This window comes from Microbacterium sp. STF-2, assembly GCF_034650155.1.
In the GTDB taxonomy this organism is placed as follows: domain Bacteria; phylum Actinomycetota; class Actinomycetes; order Actinomycetales; family Microbacteriaceae; genus Microbacterium; species Microbacterium maritypicum_A.
Window position 1 is genome coordinate 1 of the sequence record NZ_JARKMW010000005.1, and the last position, 1969, is coordinate 1969.

General features: G+C 67.9%; 2 protein-coding genes. Both read right to left on the reverse strand.

Going from position 1 to position 1969, the window contains the following annotated elements; translation table 11 throughout:
• A partial coding sequence (locus tag MicroSTF_RS19200; RefSeq protein WP_322957824.1) for an IS91 family transposase occupies positions 1–853 on the reverse strand: 853 nt, incomplete at its 3' end.
• A 7-nt stretch (positions 854–860) separates the two neighbouring features.
• Positions 861–1766 carry a tyrosine-type recombinase/integrase gene (locus MicroSTF_RS19205; RefSeq protein ID WP_322957825.1) on the reverse strand — a complete coding sequence of 302 codons (906 nt, stop codon included), beginning with the start codon at positions 1764–1766 and terminating at the stop codon, positions 861–863.
• Between the last annotated feature and the right edge of the window lie 203 nt (positions 1767–1969).

A 1969-nucleotide genomic window follows, 5' to 3' on the forward strand; every position in this document is an offset into this window, starting at 1 on the left:
CCTTGTAGCGGAAGGTGACGCCGGTCTGGTCGAGGCGCAGGAGCCGGCTGTTCGAGATGGCGACGCGGTGGGTATAGCGCGACAGATAGGCGAGCACCGTCTCGGGGCCTGCGAACGGCGGCTTGGCATAGACGACCCAGCGCTTCTTCCTGACCGGGGCCAGGTGCCGCAGGAAGGTGCGCCGGTCGGCAAGGTGCGCGAGGCTGCCATGGAAGCCAAGCCGCCCGGCGTCGTACAGCCCCATCAGCCGGGTCAGGAACAGGCGGCGGAACAGCTTGCCGAGCACGCGGACAGGTAGCAGAAACGCCGGGCGTGACGAGATCCAGCGGCTGCCGTCTGGCGACAATCCGCCGCCCGGGACAATCATGTGGATGTGCGGATGATGGGTCATCGCCGAGCCCCAGGTGTGCAGGACCGCGGTGATGCCGATGCGTACGCCCAGATGCTTCGGGTCCGCGGCGATAGTCGTCATCGTCTCCGACGCCGCCTGGAACAGCAGGCCGTAAACCGCCGCCTTGTTCTGGAGCGCGATATCGGCGACCTCGGCTGGCAGCGTGAAGACGACGTGGAAATAGCCAACCGGCAGCAGGTCGGCCTCGCGCTCGGCGAGCCACGTGCGCGCGGCGGCACCCTGGCACCGCGGGCAGTGCCGGTTGCGGCACGAGTTATAGGCGATCCGCCAGTGCCCGCAGTCGGTGCAGGCCTCGACGTGCCCGCCCATGATGGCGGTCCGGCAGGTTTCTATCGCCGACATGACCTTGAGCTGGTCCAGGCTCAGATGCCCGGTGTGGGTGACCCGGTATGAAGGACCGGCAGCGCGGAAGATGTCGGCGACCTCGAGGGAGGCGCGCACGCGGGCGTCACCCGGCGGGCGTCCTGCCCTCCATCAGCGCCATCAGCTGGTCGAGCGGCCCTGTCACCGCGCGGATCGTGCGGGTGGCGACCTTGGTGTAAAGCGCGGTGGTCTCGAGCTTGCTGTGCCCGAGCAGCACCTGGATGACGCGGATGTCGACATCCTGCTCGAGCAGGTGCGTGGCGAAGCTGTGCCGCAGCGTGTGCGGGCTGACCCGCTTGCGGATGCCGGCTGCCTCCGCCGCCTCATGAACGGCGCGATGCAACTGCCGGGTCGAGATCGGGTCGGTGTAGCTGCGGCCCGGGAACAGCCAGCCATGCGGTAGCAGGACGCTGCGCCGCTTGCCCTCGCGCCACCAGAGCCGCAGTAGTTCGAGCAGTTGCGGCGATAGCATCGCGTTGCGGTCCTTGCGGCCTTTGCCTTCCTCGATGCGGATCAGCATGCGCTTGCTGTCGATGTCGTCGGCCTTGAGGTGCGCGACCTCCGACACGCGCAGGCCGGCGCCGTACGCCACGCCGAGCGCGGCCCGGTACTTGATGCCCGGTGCCGCCTCGAGCAGCCGCGCGACCTCATCGACGCTCAGCACATCCGGCAGTTTCCGGGGACGCGGCGCCAGCACCAGCTTGCGCGACAGGTCCGGCCGGTCGAGTGTCACCCCGAATAGGAAGCGCAACGCTGATACCGTGGCACCGATGACGGACTCGCTGATGCCGTGCTCGCGCTGGTGGACCTGGAAGCGCCGCACATCCTCTGCCGTCGCGGTATCCGGCGGGCGTTTCAGGAACGCCGCGAAGGCGCGGACGTGGCGGACATAGTCGTGCTGCGTCCGAGCCCGCATCGAACGCATCGCCATATCGTCGAGCATCCGCTGACGCAGCGGGGTGATGGGTGCTTGGGTCGGTGACGTCGTCATGACAGGGTTCCTCTTGTTGAAGGAACCCCATCGTCTGCCTCCGATGCCGCAGGGACAAACCTCAGCGCCGCCCGCTACATCACCGCCAAGCACCAATGCCGCGCAGCGGCTTCGTGCTCTGGGTCGTTGCGGCGAAGGGGAGGGCGGCAGCTCTCGACCCAATTGTCGCCGTCCAAACGTCCCTTTCGTCATCCAAATGCCGG